This is a genomic window from Exiguobacterium sp. s152, assembly GCF_018618335.1.
Lineage (GTDB): Bacteria > Bacillota > Bacilli > Exiguobacteriales > Exiguobacteriaceae > Exiguobacterium > Exiguobacterium chiriqhucha.
The window spans coordinates 34,355-51,750 of sequence record NZ_JACSLX010000005.1 but is presented as its reverse complement, the minus strand read 5'-3'; the positions used below and the strand labels follow the sequence as shown (position 1 = coordinate 51,750).

General features: G+C 54.7%; 18 protein-coding genes and 1 riboswitch. Of the genes, 2 read left to right on the top strand and 16 right to left on the bottom strand.

What is annotated here, in order from left to right; genetic code table 11:
* Positions 1–19 precede the first annotated feature (19 nt).
* From lysA to KNP72_RS10230, 10 genes are all read right to left on the bottom strand, one after another.
* The gene (gene lysA / locus KNP72_RS10275) at positions 20–1,312 is read right to left on the bottom strand and encodes a diaminopimelate decarboxylase (protein ID WP_251128964.1); all 1,293 of its coding nucleotides are present in this window, start codon (positions 1,310–1,312) and stop codon (positions 20–22) included.
* A complete protein-coding gene (gene alr / locus KNP72_RS10270; RefSeq protein WP_214833179.1) occupies positions 1,282–2,370 on the bottom strand; it encodes an alanine racemase in 1,089 nt (362 codons plus the stop codon). Before alr ends, lysA begins: the two co-directional genes overlap by 31 nt.
* A 13-nt stretch (positions 2,371–2,383) precedes the next feature.
* Complete coding sequence (locus tag KNP72_RS10265) at positions 2,384–3,310, bottom strand: branched-chain amino acid transaminase (protein WP_214719813.1); 927 nt, start codon at positions 3,308–3,310, stop codon at positions 2,384–2,386.
* 46 nt (positions 3,311–3,356) lie between these two features.
* Positions 3,357–4,064 carry a 2,3,4,5-tetrahydropyridine-2,6-dicarboxylate N-acetyltransferase gene (gene dapD / locus KNP72_RS10260; RefSeq protein ID WP_214719812.1) on the bottom strand — a complete coding sequence of 236 codons (708 nt, stop codon included), beginning with the start codon at positions 4,062–4,064 and terminating at the stop codon, positions 3,357–3,359.
* The gene (gene dapB, locus KNP72_RS10255) at positions 4,042–4,791 is read right to left on the bottom strand and encodes a 4-hydroxy-tetrahydrodipicolinate reductase (RefSeq protein ID WP_214719811.1); all 750 of its coding nucleotides are present in this window, start codon (positions 4,789–4,791) and stop codon (positions 4,042–4,044) included. Before dapB ends, dapD begins: the two co-directional genes overlap by 23 nt.
* Positions 4,788–5,669, bottom strand: coding sequence for a 4-hydroxy-tetrahydrodipicolinate synthase (gene dapA, locus KNP72_RS10250; RefSeq protein ID WP_214833176.1), 882 nt, complete (start codon positions 5,667–5,669; stop codon positions 4,788–4,790). The genes dapB and dapA overlap by 4 nt, the downstream gene beginning before the upstream one ends.
* Positions 5,670–5,681: 12 nt before the next feature.
* Positions 5,682–6,677, bottom strand: coding sequence for an aspartate-semialdehyde dehydrogenase (locus KNP72_RS10245; RefSeq protein ID WP_214833174.1), 996 nt, complete (start codon positions 6,675–6,677; stop codon positions 5,682–5,684).
* A gap of 12 nt (positions 6,678–6,689) precedes the next feature.
* Positions 6,690–7,889: an aspartate kinase gene (locus KNP72_RS10240; protein WP_214833172.1), complete on the bottom strand. Its 1,200-nt coding sequence runs from the start codon at positions 7,887–7,889 to the stop codon at positions 6,690–6,692.
* Between the two features lie 114 nt (positions 7,890–8,003).
* Positions 8,004–8,184, bottom strand: a riboswitch (Lysine riboswitch).
* A 77-nt stretch (positions 8,185–8,261) separates the two neighbouring features.
* Positions 8,262–8,690 (bottom strand): GNAT family N-acetyltransferase, encoded by a 429-nt coding sequence (locus tag KNP72_RS10235; protein ID WP_214833170.1) that lies wholly within the window; start codon positions 8,688–8,690, stop codon positions 8,262–8,264.
* Positions 8,684–9,844 carry an alanine--tRNA ligase-related protein gene (locus KNP72_RS10230; RefSeq protein ID WP_214833169.1) on the bottom strand — a complete coding sequence of 387 codons (1,161 nt, stop codon included), beginning with the start codon at positions 9,842–9,844 and terminating at the stop codon, positions 8,684–8,686. Before KNP72_RS10230 ends, KNP72_RS10235 begins: the two co-directional genes overlap by 7 nt.
* A 96-nt stretch (positions 9,845–9,940) precedes the next feature.
* Between KNP72_RS10230 and KNP72_RS10225 the strand changes: the two genes are divergently transcribed.
* A complete protein-coding gene (locus tag KNP72_RS10225) occupies positions 9,941–10,669 on the top strand; it encodes a GntR family transcriptional regulator (RefSeq protein WP_214719806.1) in 729 nt (242 codons plus the stop codon).
* Positions 10,670–10,701: 32 nt separating this feature from the next.
* Here the strand turns inward: KNP72_RS10225 and KNP72_RS10220 are convergent, their stop codons facing one another.
* The 4 genes from KNP72_RS10220 to KNP72_RS10205 all read right to left on the bottom strand — a co-directional run bounded on the left by KNP72_RS10220 (position 10,702) and on the right by KNP72_RS10205 (position 15,407).
* Positions 10,702–11,805 (bottom strand): LCP family protein, encoded by a 1,104-nt coding sequence (locus KNP72_RS10220; protein ID WP_214833167.1) that lies wholly within the window; start codon positions 11,803–11,805, stop codon positions 10,702–10,704.
* 151 nt (positions 11,806–11,956) lie between these two features.
* Positions 11,957–12,721, bottom strand: a complete 765-nt coding sequence (gene nagB, locus KNP72_RS10215) for a glucosamine-6-phosphate deaminase (protein WP_214719804.1) — start codon at positions 12,719–12,721, stop codon at positions 11,957–11,959.
* Positions 12,721–13,863, bottom strand: coding sequence for an N-acetylglucosamine-6-phosphate deacetylase (nagA, locus tag KNP72_RS10210; protein WP_214833164.1), 1,143 nt, complete (start codon positions 13,861–13,863; stop codon positions 12,721–12,723). Before nagA ends, nagB begins: the two co-directional genes overlap by 1 nt.
* A 173-nt stretch (positions 13,864–14,036) precedes the next feature.
* Positions 14,037–15,407: an MATE family efflux transporter gene (locus tag KNP72_RS10205; RefSeq protein ID WP_214833163.1), complete on the bottom strand. Its 1,371-nt coding sequence runs from the start codon at positions 15,405–15,407 to the stop codon at positions 14,037–14,039.
* Between the two features lie 37 nt (positions 15,408–15,444).
* Between KNP72_RS10205 and KNP72_RS10200 the strand changes: the two genes are divergently transcribed.
* Positions 15,445–16,218, top strand: coding sequence for a CHAD domain-containing protein (locus tag KNP72_RS10200; protein ID WP_214833161.1), 774 nt, complete (start codon positions 15,445–15,447; stop codon positions 16,216–16,218).
* On the opposite strand, the gene glsA is transcribed toward KNP72_RS10200, so the two are convergent.
* Both glsA and KNP72_RS10190 read right to left on the bottom strand, forming a co-directional pair.
* Positions 16,215–17,156, bottom strand: coding sequence for a glutaminase A (gene glsA / locus KNP72_RS10195; RefSeq protein WP_214833159.1), 942 nt, complete (start codon positions 17,154–17,156; stop codon positions 16,215–16,217). The two genes, KNP72_RS10200 and glsA, sit on opposite strands and share 4 nt — an antisense overlap.
* A gap of 58 nt (positions 17,157–17,214) precedes the next feature.
* Positions 17,215–17,388, bottom strand: coding sequence for a hypothetical protein (locus tag KNP72_RS10190; protein ID WP_214719800.1), 174 nt, complete (start codon positions 17,386–17,388; stop codon positions 17,215–17,217).
* Positions 17,389–17,396: the final 8 nt, after the last annotated feature.

The window sequence follows — 17,396 nt, the reverse complement described above, 5'->3', positions numbered from 1 at the left end:
CAGGAATGCGTTCATCACATTATGTCGACTGTCCGACAATCTCACAGGCGACCAAATCTTCGAGTGTCTGTCTGCGGACGACGAGACGATGTGTCCCGTCCTTCACGAAGACGACGGCTGGACGGAGCATCTGGTTATAGTTGCTCGCCATCGAGAAGTTATATGCCCCTGTCGCTTTGACGAGCAAGAGATCACCGGCCTCGACCGGCGGGATGAGCGAGCGGTTCGAGATGATATCACCCGACTCGCAGCACGCCCCGACGATTTTCGCCTCGAGCGTCTTCGCCTCATCCATCCGTGTCGCCGCGATGACATCGTACTCGGCGTCATACAGGGCGGGACGAATGTTATCCGTCATCCCCCCATCGACCGAGACGTACGTGCGGACACCGCTCACTTCTTTCACCGTCCCGACTTCATAGAGCGTCGCACCGGCGTTGGCGACGAGCCAGCGGCCCGGCTCGATGCCGATTTTCGGGAGCGGTAGGCCGAAGCGTTCCACTTCCGCGACGAGCGTGTCCATCACTTGCGTCATCGTGTCGGCGAAGTCGAGCGGGTCATCCGACTCGAGATAGGCGACTCCGAAGCCGCCACCGATATTCAAGACGTCGGCCGTATACCCCGTCTCTTGACGAATCGTCTCGATGAAATTGACCATCGTCTTGACCGTATTGATGAACAGCGTCGGCTCTTGAATCTGCGAACCGACGTGACAATGAATCCCCGTCAAGTTCAACCGTTCCGCTTGCAGCGTCGCCTTGATCGCTTCGAGATACGTGTCGTCATGGGTCGGGAAGCCGAACTTCGTATCGACCCCGCCCGTCTGAATCGCCTCGTGGGCGCCTCCGACGACTTGTGGGACGATGCGGAGCAATACATCAACGTCTACCCCTTGCGCAGCGGCCAGACCCGACAACAGCCCAATCTCACGCATGTTGTCGATCGTGAAGTGAGTGATTCCGTTCTCGAGCGCGAACGTGATGTCCTGCACCGTCTTGTTCGACCCGTGGACGTGAATCCGGTCGGCCGGGACACCGGCGTGGAGCGCGACGAACATCTCGCCGCGCGAGACGACGTCGATGCTCAGACCGGCTGCCATCACTTTGTCGTACACGGCCGAGATCGACATCGCTTTCGATGCGTACAGCGCGTACGTGTTCGGATACTTGTCGAGGAACGCGTTCCGGATGAGGCCGAGGCGACGTTCGAGTTCAGGCTCGCTCATGATATAGAGCGGTGTCCCGTACGTCGCTTGAAGTTCACGGACGGACACGCCTTCGATCATACAAACTGATTGGTTGGTGGTGTACATACATTGCCTCCTTCAAAGCGATGCGGGACACGCCATGAGCGTGCGCATAATTGTTCTGAGTTGTTGGCGTGCCCGGTGCGGGTCACGTCATCGATTTTCGTGAGATGGCCGTAAAGCTCGACCTGGTCTCCGACTTGAATCGTGTCATCGACGCGTAGGAAGCTGTGGCTCATGAAGATGTTACTGATGAACGGATAGGCCCGTCCTTCGATGTGGGCCGGTAAGAAGCGCCGGGCCCGCATGAGTCCGTCGCCATAGCCGACCGCGAGCACGGCGATGCGTTCTTTCGTCTCGGCCGTGTAGCCCGTGCCGTAACCGACGTGGGCACCGGCCTCGATGTCGTGCACGGCGACGACTTCTGTCTCCCAGCGAAACGCCGGGACGAGCCAATCGACCGGTTCGACCGAAGAGTAGCCATACAGAAAGATGCCGACACGTACGTGCGTGCAATGTCCGAGACGCGGATCCGCTTGAAGCGTCGCCGCACTGTTGGCCGCATGCAAGATCTCGAACGTGTGCCGTTCCATGAGACGATTCGACCAGTCGGCGAACCGTTGCACGTGCACACTATGCTCGATTTCGGCGTTATCCGCGTCCGCGAGTGGGAAGTGTGTACATAAGCCGACAAGGTCGAGCCCTTCGTCTTGGCAAAAGGCGACGATGGCCAACGCTTCCTGGAACGTCTTCGCACCGAAACGGTTCATGCCGACGTCGAGCTTCAAATGAAGCCGGACCCCGTCGAGCTGGTCCCGTTGCGAGACGAGCCAATCGTAAGAACCGATGGCGACGTCAAGATGGTCCCGATGGACGCTTGTCCACTCGTAGACCGGGTTCATGACAAGGACGCGCGCTTCCGGAGCTGATGCCCGGACCTCGCTCGCCTCGTCAAGCGTCGTCACCATGAAGTGACGCACCCCTTCTTCGTACAGTGTCGTCACAACTGGCTCCATCCCTAAGTTATAGGCGTTGTTTTTTACGACGGCGAACACCGGTCGGCCAAGCGCTTCAATCCGACGTTTGTTTTCGCGAATCGCATTCAAGTCAATTGTGACTCCCATACAAAAAACTCCTTTATTCTTTGACTCCGGCTTTGACGAACGTGACCCAATCACGGTGGCCCGCGATTTGTCCGGTCACGGCCTCACGGTAACGCGTGAGCATGTTCGTCGCGACCGTTTGGACGCCGCCGCCAATCGAGATGTTGTCGATTTCGATGACGCTCGTCACTTCAGCCGCCGTTCCTGTTAAGAAGATCTCATCTGCGACATATAGTTCGTCACGTCCGATGTGGCGTTCGATGACCTCGAACCCTTCCTCACGGGCAAGTTCGATCACCGTTTGACGCGTGATGCCGTCGAGCACCGAGCAATCGAGTGACGGTGTGAAAATTTTGTTTCCTTTGACGAGGAAGATGTTGGCGACGCTCGCCTCGCTGACGTTTCCGTTCATGTCGAGGGCGATCGCTTCGTCATACCCGTCGCGGACCGCTTCTCCTTTAAGGAGTTGTGAGTTCATATAGTTCGCTGCCGCTTTCGCTTGCATCGGCATCATCGTCGAAGAGACGCGACGATACGAGGCGACTTTCGCGCGGATCCCGACCGTCTTGCTGAAATATTCGCCGAGCGGCCAGCATGAGATGGCAACGTGTACTTTCGTTTCCTGTGTCGGCATGAGTGCCTGCCAAGGTGTGCCGAGGAAAACGAATGGGCGGATGTAACAAGCTTCGAATCCGTTGCGTTCAATCAATTCGATTGTCGCTTGTTCGAGCTCATCGACCGTGTACGGCAAGTCGACGTGATAGTATGCACACGAACGAACGAGTCGCTCCAAGTGTTCACGGAGTCGGAAGATGGCCGGGCCTTCCTCTGTGTGGTATGCCCGAATTCCTTCAAAGAACCCGCTACCGTAGTGAATCGCGTGTGTCATGATACTCGTGTTCGCGTCACTCGGCTCGATCCAAGCCCCGTCTTGCCACATCCATTGTCCATACTGTTCCATTGTTCAACTCTCCCATTCATTTTTGATATTTTCTGTCTATTATACGTTACAGGGAGCGTAAGTCATCAACAAGTTGTGTTTTTTCTGCGGTTTTTTCATCTTTTTGCTTAATGACGCGGGCTGGTGTACCGGCAACGACGACGCCTGGCGGTACGTCTTGTGTGACGACACTACCTGCTGCGACAACGGCATTTTCACCGATGCGGACGCCTTCCAAAATGACGGCGTTCGCACCGACCATGACGCCATCTTCGATGATGACCGGATCTTTTGAAGGTGGCTCAAGGACACCCGCCACGACAGCGCCAGCGCCAAGGTGGACGTTTTTCCCGAGCGTCCCGCGGGCACCGATGACCGCGTTCATATCGACCATCGACCCGTCACCGATGACGGCACCGATATTGATGACAGCACCCATCATGACGACGACGTTATTCCCGATTTGAACGTGGTCGCGAATGAACGAACCTGGTTCGATGCGGGCATTCAACTGCGTCGTATCAAGCATCGGTACGGCGCTGTTGCGGCGGTCGTACTCGAGGTGCGTGTCCGTGATGACGGTAGCGTTCGCTTCTAGGAAAGCAGCCGCACGTTCAGCCGTCGTGAGGAACAGTTTCGACTCGTCCGTTCCAAAAGCTTTGGCATCTTCGATCGTCAGACCGGCCAATTGACCATTGACGTACAATTTGACAGGCGTTTCTTTCTTGGCATCTTTAATGTATTGCGCGATTTCATAAGCGTTTGTGAGTAACATGAGTGGCCTCCTCGTATAGGTTCGTTAAATTGTATAATCCGGCTGGGCGGTCAAGAATCGTTGCCGCCGCAGCGAGTGCCCCGTTCGCGAAGACGCGTTTGGACAGGGCCGTGTGTTTCAATTCAAGCATTTCGTCGTCTCCGGCAAAGAGGACGGTATGTTCACCGAAAATCGTCCCCCCGCGTACCGAATGCATGCCGAGTTCATCGGCTGCGCGCGCTTCACGACGCGGTGTACGGTCATATACCGGTGTCACGTCGCGTTTCGCCTCGATGGCACGGGCGAGCAGTTCCGCCGTCCCGCTCGGTGCATCGACTTTCTTACGGTGGTGCGCCTCAATCACTTCGATGTCATAACCGAGCGTGAGCGGGACGAGTTGGTCGAGCAACTGTTTCAAAAGAGCGATCCCGTAAGACGTATTATACGACTGGAAAATCGGGATCTCTTGAGACGCCGCCTCAATTTTGGCGAGCTCTGCTTCCGAGAAGCCCGTCGTCGCGATGACGAGCGGGATTTGTTTAGCTTTTCCAAACGCAAGCACATCATCCAACAGCGCCGGGTTCGAGAAGTCGATGACGACATCGACCTCGGCCTCGACATCTTGTAGCGAGACAGGATGTTCCCCTCCGGCCGGCGAAACAATGGCCGCAACGTTCAAATTTTGTGTCCGGGCGACTTCTTCGACGATTTGTCCCATCGCGCCGTATCCATGAATGAGTAAGTTCACTGTCTCACCTCATTGAACTGCTCCATTGCCGACAACAAGCGGGCCTCGGCCGTCGCACTCATCGGGACGAGCGGGAGACGTGGTGCACCGAACTCGAATCCGCGTGCATTCAATGCTGCTTTGACCGGAATCGGGTTCACTTCCGCGAACAATTCGTCGATGACCGGGAGCAGTCGGAGCTGCCATGTGCGTGCCGTTTCCAAATCTCCGGCGAGGAGCGCTTCAGCTAAAGCGACCGTCGCACCCGGATAGACGTTCGAGAGGACCGATACAACACCTTGCGCCCCCCAAGCCATATAAGGAAGGATTTGATCATCGTTCCCGCAATAAACTGGGAACCCTTCCGGCACATGCGCCATCATTTGAGCCATCACTGAGATATCCCCACTCGCTTCTTTAAGCGCAGCGATGCGTGGGTGATCAGCGAGTTCCCCAACCGTTGCCGGATCAAGTGCGACGCCCGTCCGCGATGGTACGTTGTAGAGCATGAGCGGAATCGGTGACGCGTCGGCAATCGCTGTGAAGTGGGCAATCAGACCCGCTTGCGTCGACTTGTTGTAATAAGGCGTGACGACCATCGCCATCTCGGCTCCGAGTTCGGCGGCCCGTTTCGTCTTTTGAATGCTGAGCGCCGTGTTGTTTGACCCGGTTCCCGCGATGATAACGGCGCGGCCGGCAGCGACTTCAATCGCTTTGACGAGAAGCGTCTCGAACTCTTCGTCCGTGATGGTCATGCCTTCACCAGTCGTTCCCCCGATGACGAGACCGCCGACACCTTCTTTAATTTGATCTTCAATCAACGCTTCCCACGCTGTGAGATTTAGCAGACCGTCTGCTTGAAACGGTGTAGCGAGTGCGGTTGCGACTCCTGTGAACATATAATTTCCCCCTTATTTCGTAGCAGTCTGCCCAATCATACATTGGGCGATTTGGACGGCGTTCGCTGCCGCGCCTTTTCGAACGTTATCAGCGACGCACCAGAGATGGAACGTGTTCGGCTGTGACTCGTCGACACGGATACGACCGACGTACACGTCGTCTGTCCCGTTCGCATCGAGTGGTGTCGGATAGACGAGCTCCCCTGGGTTGTCCATCAAGACGACACCTGGCGCGTCCGCGAGCACGGCTTTTACCTCGGCGAGCGTCGCGTCGCGGTCGAGCGTGACCGTGATGGAGACGGCGTGGCTGTTGCGGACCGGGACACGGACACATGTCGCTGTGACACCGAGGTTCGGCGCGTTTAAAATTTTGCGTGTTTCTTCAATCATCTTCTGTTCTTCTTTCGTATAACCGTTCTCTAAGAACACATCAATGTGTGGCAAGACGTTATCGTAAATCGGATACGGGTAGTTCTTCGGCTCTTCCCCACGTGCTCCGCGTTCCAAGTCCTCTATCCCTTTTTGGCCCGAGCCAGAGACGGCTTGATACGATGTATAGGCGACACGCGTCAACCCGTATACTTCCGCGAGTGGTGCGAGCGCGACGACCGATTGGATCGTCGAGCAGTTCGGGTTGGCGATGAGCGTCTTGTCCGGGCTCAATTCGACTCGGTTCACTTCCGGTACGATGAGCGGAATGTCCGTTTTCATCCGGAATGCGCTCGAGTTGTCGATGACGATGACACCTTGTTCGCTCAGGCGAGGCGCATATTGTTCACTGATGCTCCCACCGGCTGAGAAGAGCGCGATATCGATTGGGTCCTCATAAATCGCGTCCGACAGTTCTCTGATGACGACGTCCTTGCCGTTCACGTTCACGGTCTTCCCGGCTGAACGGGCCGATGCGTACAACATCAATTCGTTGATTGGAAATTCATACTCGGTCAATACTTCAATCATCTTTTGGCCGACGGCACCGGTCGCACCGACGACGGCTACGTTATACATGTGGCGTCCTCCTTATAACTTGAAGCGGGTCGCGATGGCCGCGACAGCTGCTTCGACGTCTTGTTCGTTAATCGTGTACGAGATGCTAATCTCGGATGTCGTGACTTGATAGAATGGAATCCCGCTCTCGCGGAACGTGGCGAACAGTTCGGCAGCGACACCGGTCGCATCACGCATGCCGATGCCGACGACCGAGATTTTCGCATGCTCGGTATGACGGTCGATTTTGATTTGTGGGAACGTCTCAGTCAGTTCCGCGAGTGCCTCTTCGAGAAACGCCTCTTCATCGAGCGGACAGGTGAACGACAGGAATACTTCACCATCGAACGCCGTCTGACTGATCATATCGATATTGACATGACGCTGTGACAATTTCTCGAAAATGTCGGCAACTCCTGCCACCGAATGTGGAATATGTTTGATTGAGACGCTGAGCACGTTCTTCACGACGCTCACGCTCGTCACCGCTTTTTGTTCCATCGCCTGTGTCATATCCATGATCCATGTTCCTCCTTCGCTCGCAAGCGTCTTTCCTACAAAGATGTTCACATCAAATTTTTTCGCGAGCTCTACGCTACGCATCTCCATCACTTTCGACCCGAGCGCGCTCATTTCCATCATCTCGTCATACAAGACGGTATCTAATCGGCGGGCCGTCGGATGGATGCGCGGGTCAGCCGTATAGACACCGGCGACGTCCGTGTAAATCTCACAGCGTTTGCTGAGGACGGCGGCCAAGGCGACAGCAGTCGTATCCGATCCGCCTCGTCCGAGCGTCGTCACATCGCCGAACTCGTTGACGCCTTGGAAACCGGCGACGATGACGACGTCATATGTCCGGAGCTTCTCTTCGAGCACCTCTTTGCGAATCGCTTTGATTTTACTTTTCGTGTGAATACCCATCGTGTCTATCCCGGCTTGTTGTCCGGTAAGCGAGATGGCCGCCACGCCTCGAGAGTTCAATGCGATGCTGAGCAGGCTGATCGTCTGCTCCTCACCGACCGCAAGCAGGCGGTCCAGTTCACGGATCATCGGGCGTTCCGTGATTTGTTTGGCGAGTGACAACAGTGAGTCAGTCGTTTTCCCCATCGCGGAGACGACGACGACAAGTTTCTCTCCGGCCGCGGCCCGTGTCTGTAAATATTCGGAAATGGCCTGGATTTGTTCAATCGTGGCAACGGAGCTGCCTCCAAATTTCAATACGGTTGTCATCAGGTTCCCCACTTTCATGATGTCCACCAACAGAAAAAGCGGCAGACCGGTAGGAAGCACTCTCCCTACGGTCTGCCGCTTGTACGCGCAGTTGAAAAACGATTAAAGAATCGTTCCGTAGATAGCGCTCCATGGCATTTCATCCATGGCAGTGTAGGCGTTATTCACGACTACCCCAGCCTTCGTTCGTACGCATGCGAACGTCGACTTCGGCGAAATTCCCCTTTCGGCTCGATCCGGAATGCGTCCGTGTCGATCAAGCGTACTCATGTCATTCGCAACCTCTATCTGTCAGTTGTTAGTTTTAGTTATAACAAATGCATCCCGGCTTGCCAACCTTTTTTTAGAAAAAAGGAAAATTTCTAAAAACAGTCACCACGTCTTCTTCATCATCCGATGCGGAATGTCCGCGTCTAAAAAATTGTCCCCGTACGCCTCGTATCCGAGACGCTCGTAAAACGGCAGAGCCGTCAGTTGGGCACCAAGTTTGAGCTCGTGCAACTCGCTCGTCCGGGCGACGGATTCGATGGCGAGCATGATTTCCTTGGCATACCCGTTGCCTCGTGCCAAAGCGAGCGTGGCGACCCGTTCCACTTTTCCGACCCCGTCGCCGATCGGACGCAGGCGCGCCGTCGTCACCGGCTCACCGTCCACCGTCCCGACGAAATGGATGCAGTCTGGGTCGAGCTCGTCATACTCGAGTTCGGGGTCGATGCCTTGCTCGTGAATAAACACTGTCGCTCGCACAACCCGTGCCTGTTCAATCAGTTCTGCTTCCGTACCGTGCTCAATCTTCAACATGATACCATTCCTTCCTGAAGCCGTTTCACGATTTCTGCCGTCGCACGTTCCAACTCGATGACCGATTCGAATCGGGCCTGGGCTTGTTTATGACTGCCGCCACCGCGACCGATGCCGAGGTCGTCGAGCGTCCGTTTTAAGAATTTACCGATGGCGATGTCATGTGTCCCGTCATGCATGAGCCATAGCTTTTGACCCGTATGATTGGCTCCGACAGCGATTCGGCCCGTCGCAGCGATGCGTTCGACGATGGTCGTCGTCAACGTTTCCGCTTCCGTCTTACCGATATGGGTGATGACGTAATTGTCTTCCTGCAAAAAGGCAGCGACTTTCGCTTTCGCGACGCGCGCCTCGAGCGCCTTCACTTCCTTGTCCCGCTCGAGACGAAGATTTCGTTCCTCGAGGACACGGGCAGCGACCGTCTCGTTTGTCGTCGATAACGTGTGGTGAATCGTCCGCAGCGCTGTCCGTGACGAATGGATGGCGGACAAGGCCCGGTGACCGGCCACATACGTCAGGCGGACGTTCCCACGAACTTTTTTCATCGAGGTCACATGGACGATCCCAAGTTGGCCGGTCGTCTCGACATGTGTCCCACCGCACGCGTTGTAATCGAGTCCCTCAATGTCGACAATCCGGATCATCCCGGTGCGGTCGGTCGGTTTGCGTAACCGATCGACCTCGACCTCTGCGGACGTGAGTTCGTACGTGGAGACGGGACGGTTCTCAAAGATAATGCGTTGCACGTCTCGTTCCAACGACTCGATTTGAGTCCAATCGAGCGTCTCTGTCTCGATTTCAAGCGACGACTCCTCTTGTCCGATGCCGAAGCTGAGCGTCTGAATACCGTATTCGTCTTCCAATAAAGCCGTCAACACGTGCTGAGCCGTGTGTTGAATCGAGTGGTCGTGCCGGACCGCGTCATCGACCATTCCAGTCACGAACTTCCCACGTTCGAGCCCCGTTTCGACTAAATGCCAGACGATTTCCTCGACCCGTTGGACATCGAGAACGGGTTGTCCGTCGAGTGTTCCGACGTCCGGAGGTTGGCCCCCGCCTTCCGCATAAAATAATGTGGATTCAAGCGCGACCCACGTCCCGCGCGCATCGGTGCGCACGTCGGTCACCGTCGTTTCAAATTGCCATGGCTTCATCTTGATCGCCGCCTTTTCTGTAGGATATGTTCAGACAACTAGTCTAATTTGGTCTATAATAAGAAACACTTACTTTAGCAGTCAGGAGCGATATGCATGTTACAGATTGATAAACAATCACCGCTACCTATTTATTATCAAATCGAAGCCTATTTAAAGCAACAAATAGATGCCGGCGAGCTTCAACCGGGAGAATCCATCCCATCCGAACGGGAGTTTTCCGAGCGCTATAACGTCAGCCGGATGACGGTCCGCCAAGCGATCACGAACTTGGTCAACGCCGGTTATTTGAGCCGTCAAAAAGGCCGAGGCACGTTCGTCGCCAAAAAAAAAATCACGATGGCCTTGTCCGGATTGACAAGTTTCTCGGAAGAAATCAAACATCGGGGCATGCGTCCGTTTAGCCGCCTGTTATCGTTCCAAACGATTCCGGCACCAGCCAAAATCGCCCAAAAACTGAGTGTCGCGCTCGACACCCCCGTCTATGAGATGCGACGTCTCCGTCTCGCCGATGAGAACGTGCTCGCCCTCGAGACAGCATACATCCCGGTCGCCTTACTACCGAACTTGACCGAGACAGATGCCGTCGGTTCGATTTACGAGTTCGCCGAGCAGTCCGGATTGCGACTAAAAAATGCGACCCAAACGCTTGAAGCACGGAGCGCGGGACCGGAGGAAGCGAAGCTGTTGACGATTTCTTCGAACGCCCCTGTGCTCTTAATCGACCAACGGACGTATCTCGAGAACGGGGACATGTTCGAGTATAGCCGTTCCTTGTTCCGCGGCGACGCCTACTCATTCACCGTCGCGATGGAACGCACATAAAAAATGGTTTGCCGCGGACGGCAAACCATTTTTTATTGTGCTTCGTACGTGATTCCAGCTGGGTCGTACATATACGTCTCAAGCTCGGTATCGGTCATCGGCTCGACTTCATTCCCGGCATCGGCCTGTTGGACGCGATAACGGACTTCTTCGAGCAACGGCTCGTTCAAGAAGTAATAGAAATGACCGTCGACACCGCGGGCCCCTTCACCGGTCAACTGATATTGAACCGTGTTGTTGAGGGCGCCGACGTCCTCGATTAAACGCATATAGTCGTTCGGACCGAGCGTCGTCTGCATGTTGTCCCCGACTGCTTTCAACACTTTGTCGTAGTTGTTGATGAGCGACGTGCCGAGCGCTTGGTCAAGGACGGCATTGATGACTTCCATCTGACGCTGTCCGCGACCGATGTCTCCGCGTGGGTCGTCATAACGGTTACGGACGTAAGCAAGTGCCTCTTCGCCCGATAGCCGCTGACGGCCCTCTTCGACACGAATCACTTCTTTTGACGTAGTGTGTTTAATTGTTTCAAAAGGAAATGCAACATTAACAGTCACGCCATTTACCGAGTCAATGAAGTCAATAAATCCTTGGAAGTTGAGCGAAACGACGTGATCGATATCGATACCAATCAAATCTTCGATAGCATTAGTCGCCACACGCATGCCGTTGTTCGGGTTCGATTCATCCATCGAACCGAAATAGTGCGCGTGCGTGATTTTATCTTGATCGAGACCCGTCTTACCGTACGGGATATTGAAGCCCGTATAGTCGATATTGACGTACGAATCACGCGGGATGCTGAGCATCGTCGTCTGTTTGTGCTTCTTGTTCAGAATGACAACGATCATGACGTCAGACCGACCGTACGCACCTTTGGCTTTCATTTTCGGGGACAAGTCTGTCCCGAGCACGAGGAAGCTCTCGGTATCCTCTTTATCAAATCGAGTCGGTTCGATAGTCGGATCATCCTCAAGCGTCACTTGAGTACCTGACAGCATGTTATGCGCTTTATAAAAAGCCGTTCCATACATGCTTGAGCCAACGATGACGGCAATCAATACAAGGGCGCTGAACAGCTTATAAAACGCAGACGGGCCTTTGCGCCGTCTACGAGCTTGGGTTCTTGAATTCATGAGTTTCTCCTTCGCAATCGAGTGATATGAGCTTCACTTATTATAGAGGAAACCTCGACTTTTGTCGAAAACGTTTTGATTACAAATCCATTTCCATACAATTTCCCACAGTTAACGAGAAAAAAACCTGGAGACACTTGTCTCCAGGTCATCAAGCTCGAATCGAAAAGAATCGGTCGGCCGCTTCACTGCCACGCGCCTGTAACACATTGCTACAAGCCGAGGCCGCCTCGGCATCGAGCACGATGGTCACACTTGGATGCGCCTGTAAGATGGAAGCCGGCCAGTCAATCGTCGGCACGCTCTCAATCATGTGATGCACGGCTTCGGCTTTACGGGTACCGGTCGCGACGAGGACGATCTCGCGTGCGTTCATAATCGTATCGAGTCCCATCGTGATGGCCTGCGTCGGCACGTCTTCGATTGAATCGAAGAAACGGCGGTTCGCTTCACGCGTCGACTCGGTCAGTTCGGTCACATGCGTCTTCGCATCGAGCGCGGTACCCGGCTCATTGAAGGCGATATGTCCGTTCTCTCCGATGCCTAGCAATTGCAGGTCGACACCAATCGAGCGGATGAGCTGTTCATAGCGGGCCGCTTCCGCTTCCGGGTCGGCCGCGTCACCATGAGGCAGATGGCTCTGTTTGAATGGGATGTCATTGAACAGCTTCTCTTCCATGAAGTGATGATAGCTTTGCGGATGGCTCGGTGCGAGCCCGATATACTCATCTAGATTGACGCTCGTCACGTGACTGCAGTCGAGTTGATCTCGTTTGAACATCTGATACATCCCGACCGGTGTACTGCCCGTCGCGAGTCCGAGCACGAAATCGCGCTTCCCGGCGACCCGCTCTTTGATGAGTGTATAGGCGATTTCTTCCGCATCCGTCGGTGTGTTCGCCACTAATATGTTCATTACATGTCCTCCTTCAAATAACTGACCTGTCCTTGATGAATCGTCGTTATAACCGTCATTGCATCATCCCAAATGACGAGATCCGCGTCGAAGCCAGGCGCGATGGCCCCTTTGTTCGTCAAGCCGAACTCACGCGCTTGGTTCGCTGACGTCATCTTCACCGCTTCTTGCACCGTGCATCCCGTGAACGCGATTACGTTGCGGAACGCCGCGTCCATCGTCAAGACGCTGCCGGCCAAGTTCCCGGCTTCGAGTCGAGCCGCCCCGCCTTCGACGATGACCGGTTGACCCCCGAGTTCATAACGGCCGTCCGGAAAACCTTTGGCGCGCATCGCATCCGTAATGACGACGAGACCGTCCGCCCCTTTCATGCGATAGGCGAAGTCGACCATCTCGCGCCGGCTGTGAATCCCGTCTGGAATGATTTCAACCATGACTTCCCGCTCCAACAGACAATAGCCGACCGTTCCCGGCTCCCGATGATGAATCCCTCGCATCTGATTGTATAAGTGCGTGCCATGCTTGACGTTCGCTTCCTTGTTCTCGGCAAACGTGGCGTTCGTGTGTCCGGTCGATCCGATTGCACCGGTCTCACCCATCACCTGTTCAAGCTCACGTGCTCCCGGACGTTCCGGCGCATACGTGACGAGGCGAATGTGACCGCCCGCTTCCTGTTGCCATGTGCGGAATTGACTTGCATCGGGATCGATAATATATTCGGCCGGCTGTGCCCCCGCATTGTCGACGTTGACGAACGGTCCCTCTAGATGGATGCCGACGAGTGACGTGTCTCCCGCCTCGATGACAGTCCGGGCTGCTTGCAGCGCCTTCGTAATGGCAGCCGGTGACTGTGTAATCGTCGTCGCAAAATAAGACGTCACACCTTCAGCGAGCATCGAACGGCTGAGATGACGTAGTCGATCCACGTCCGCATCCATCGTATCGACGTCGTAACCTCCATGAATGTGGACGTCAATCATGCCTGGCGTCACGAGCGCCCCGTGAACGTCAATCTCTTTATTTGTTCCTGCCTGATAGTCCTCCATCGCACCGACGCTCACAATCGTCGTGCCATCGAACTCGATATAGCCTCGTTCCCACGTTTCGTCCCCCGAAACGATGTGTGCATTGATGATCACCATAATCGGTCATCCACCTTTCTTCAAGTAGCTTCATCGTTATCATATCAAAAACCAGTATAGTTGTATAGACCAATTCAACTGACTAATAAACTCTATTTCCCCAATTCTTTGCCCGTCCTGTTTCCCCCTCAAACAACAAAAAAGGCTGACGCCGTAGCGTCAACCTGTCTTGTTTAGGATGTTTCGTTCGTAATCGGTTGGGCCTCATACCGTTTGACGATATGGATGAGACGCATGACCAGCAACACGGCTCCAGCCGCTAGACCCGCAATCAAACCGATCCAATAGCCGTCCGGTCCGAACCCGAACTGTTCGGCGAGCGCATAGCCGAGCGGGAGGCCGATGACCCAATAGGCAATGAGCGACAAGATGAGCGTCACGTTGACGTCCTTGAACCCACGCAAAATCCCTTGAATCGGGGCGGCGACCGCATCCGATAATTGGAAGAAGACCGCAAAAATCATGAAGTGGGCCGCGAGTTCCACGACGGCCGCGTCGTTCGTATAGATGGCGGCGACCCGTTCATTCTGCCAAAACAAAAGCCCACCGGAAAAGAGCGACACAGCCAGGCAGAGCACAATGCCGATTTTGGCGTAGCGTACGGCATCCTTCAGCCGCCGGGCCCCGAGCTCATAGCCGACGACAATCGTGAGCGCGCTCGACGCGGACAACGGCAACATGTAGACGAATGATGCGAAGTTGATGGCCGCTTGGTGGGCCGCGACGATATTGTCACCGTACTCACTCAAGAGCAACGTCACCGCCGCAAAGATGCTCACTTCCGCAAAAATGGCGAGCCCGATCGGCGTCCCGAGCTTGAGCAGTTCTTTCTGTCTCGGCCAGAAGATACGCTCCACTGAGCGCAAGAAACGATATTCAAGGAAAGGCTTGCCGTTCCGGACAAACGCGAACGCCATAAAGAAGAGCAGCCAATACGTGATGGCCGAGGCGATTCCCGCCCCGACACCGCCATACGCCGGGACGCCGAGTTTTCCAAAGATGAAGATGTAATTTAATCCGACGTTAATGGGTAACCCTAATAGTATAAGCAGCATTGAGATTCGTGTCTTGCCGAGTGAGTCCATGAGCGTGCGTAGCACGTTGAACAAGAACATCGGCAACACTCCGAATCCGAGTGCGAGCAAATACCCTTTGGCAATCCGTTTTCCTTCCTCGCTCAGTCCCATGCCGTCGACAGCCGTCGGCACGAGCCAAAAGCCGAGGACGAGCGTCGCGATGCTTAAACCGATTGCTAAGTACACGCCTTGGTACAGCGTCCGTTGAATTTGTTGGATATTACGGGCACCAAGCGCCTGAGCGACAATCGGTGCGACGGCGAGCAGAATCCCGCTCAACCCCGTATACACCGGCATCCATAAACTCGACCCGACACCGACACCCGCCAAATCGACGGCGCCGGCTCGGCCCGACATGACTGTGTCAAAAAAGCTGATTAAGTAAAAGGACACTTGTGTCACCAAAATCGGGAAGAAGATGGTGAAGAACAGTTTGATTTTTTCATTTAGTGAATGTGTTTGATACATGGGCAACCTCATCTCATTTCAGAAAGGAAAAATTAGAATGAATCAACGGAATGCGGAAAAATTAAAATATGAGCTGTTAGAGACGTGGAATACGTTCAATCATTACATGACCGAAGCGCTGACGTTTCAAAACAGCGAAGATATCCATCAAGCTCGGGTCCACTTGCGCAAGCTATTGACGTTCATCCAATTGTACGACACGAAGCCCTCGACGTATCGTCAATTAAAGCAGTTGATGGAGGCGCTCGGTGCGGTGCGTGAAGGAGACGTCCTGCTTGAAGGGCTCGCCGTCGAGACCGAGCTCGATCAAGCTTTTGTTGAGCATGTCGAAACACAACGGGCCAAGGACCGCACGCTGTTGAAAGCGCGTGTGACCGAAAAAATGACGCCTTCGCTCGACCAGCAAGTCCGTCGCTTCATTGGCGGGCAGCTGTTCCGCGCCTTTCGCAAACAAGACGCGGCGGTGTTTCTCGATAAAGCCAAAGCCGACCGCAAGCGCCGCATCGCGACCCATCACGCAGCGACGAAACGGAACGACCGGCTCGATACCCTCCACAAAGTCCGGCTCGCCGTGAAGCGGGAGCGCTATTTAAATGAGTACTTATTGAACTATGAGCCGAGCGCCTCAAAAGACCAAGTTCAAAAACTGAAGCGGCTCCAGACCGAACTTGGTGATATGAATGACCGGCATCAGCTGTTGTTGCGCTGGACCGATTTCACGCCGCCAGCCGCCTTGACCGACGACTATGAACAAGTCGTCCAGCAATTGCACACCCGGCTCGACGAATCGGTCGACGCCATCAAGCTTTAGCGCGACGTGTAGCGTTCGACGAGCAGTTCGAGCAACTTCATCCCAGCAATCGAGTTCCCTTTTGAATCGAGGGCAGGCCCAAAAATACCAAAGCCGACATCACTCAATCCGAGCTCGTGTTTGCCGGTCGCAAGAATCGCACCCGACACCCCGCTCTTTCCGGGCAGGCCGACACGGACGGCAAACTCACCCGATGCATCGTACATGCCGCACGTCGTCATGATGGCTTTGACGATACGGACGACACGACGTGGAATCAACTCTTCGCCGGTGACCGGGTCTTCTCCGTTACTTGATAGAATCCGGCCGATGCGAGCCAAGTCAAAACAATCGATTTCGATGGCACACTGTTTCGTGTACACATCGATAATCTCATCGACATCGCCCTCGACGATTCCGTGATGGCGCATGAAATAGAGCAAGGCCCGGTTCAAGTCGGTCGTCTCGTATTCCGAGCGGGCGACTTTTTCGTTATACGTGACTTCCTCGACCGGGACATCGAGCAACGTCGCCAAAAATTGACGGAACTGATAGATTTTCAGCTCCGCCGTGTCCCCTAAAATCATGCTCGTGACCGCGAGCGCCCCGGCGTTAATCATCGGATTGAGCGGTTTCGATGGCACCGTCTCTTCGAGTTTGGCAATCGAATTGAATGCATCCCCCGTCGGTTCCATACCGACTTTTGAGAACACGTAATCTTCTCCGAACTCCATCAAGACGTAACAGAGCGTCAACGCCTTCGAGACGCTTTGAATCGTGAACTTATGATGGGCGTCCCCCGCATGAATATAAGAACCATCAGGTAGGCAAATCGCCACGCCGAGCAAATCATCTTGTACATGCGCGAGCTCCGGAATATAGTCGGCGACTTTTCCTTGTGCTGTGTACGGACGACACTCGTCGACCAAATGCGCCAACTGCTGTTCCAATACGTTCATCCAATCACCCCATGTCCGATAGTTTTTACCCGGGTCATCTTAACATATTTGAAGACGGTTAACCATCAAGTGGACCGTCTTCCTTGTCCGGCTTATACCATTCCTCGTCGGCCCATATGACCGGCGGGCTGTCCTCGTCACCTTCGAGCTTCTCGCCATGCCGATTCATCGAGACGATGAACGCGATGATGCCGACGACGACGACCGCGGCCGTTATCCCGAACCAAACCATAGGTGGTC